Raw genomic sequence first — 661 nt, 5'->3', positions numbered from 1 at the left:
TTTGGCGCTTAATGGCTGAACCGAAGAGAGAAAAAGGTGCTCCTTTGGCTCGTTGGCTCGAACTGAATAAAGAAAGCGAAGGCGATTTCGTTGTGAATGTTTCGCCACTAGAGGTAGGTTGGCAACTGGATCAACAAATCTGGAGCCGCTGTGTGGGTGCCGTATTAGTATCTGCGACCATGAGGGCGCTCAACTCTTTCAGCTTTTTCTGTCATCAAGCCGGTATCAGCCAAAAAGCAGAAGATGGCGTACAGTTTTTGGCTTTGGCATCACCATTTGATTACCAGAATCAAGCTGAGCTGATCGTTCCGGCAATGAAGTACGAACCACAAGCACCTCAGTTTACCGAATATCTTATTGAAATTTTGCCTAAGGTAATAGAAGACAAAAAAGCCAATCTCGTTCTATTCTCTTCTTACTGGCAAATGAACAAAGTTGCAGAGGCTTTAACAACAGATTTCGTTAAAAAGTCGTGGGCATTGCAGGTTCAAGGCGATACTTCACGAACTGAAATTCTAAAAAAACATAAAAAGCTAATAGACCAAGGAAAAACCAGCGTTCTTTTTGGAACTGGCAGCTTTTCTGAAGGTCTTGATCTACCGGGTGAGCTTCTTGAAAACCTCGTTATTACCAAGATTCCTTTTGGTGTTCCTACCTCTCC

The 661-nt window shown here is 43.3% G+C and carries 1 protein-coding gene; it reads left to right on the top strand.

Annotated elements, in window-relative coordinates:
* Nucleotides 1-661, top strand: a 661-nt coding sequence (locus AB4512_RS22380; protein ID WP_372175737.1) for a helicase C-terminal domain-containing protein, incomplete at both ends; no start/stop codon positions are given.

Source organism: Vibrio sp. 10N.222.52.B7, assembly GCF_041474275.1.
In the GTDB taxonomy this organism is placed as follows: Bacteria; Pseudomonadota; Gammaproteobacteria; order Enterobacterales; family Vibrionaceae; genus Vibrio; species Vibrio crassostreae_C.
This window is presented reverse-complemented; position numbering and strand designations above follow the sequence as displayed.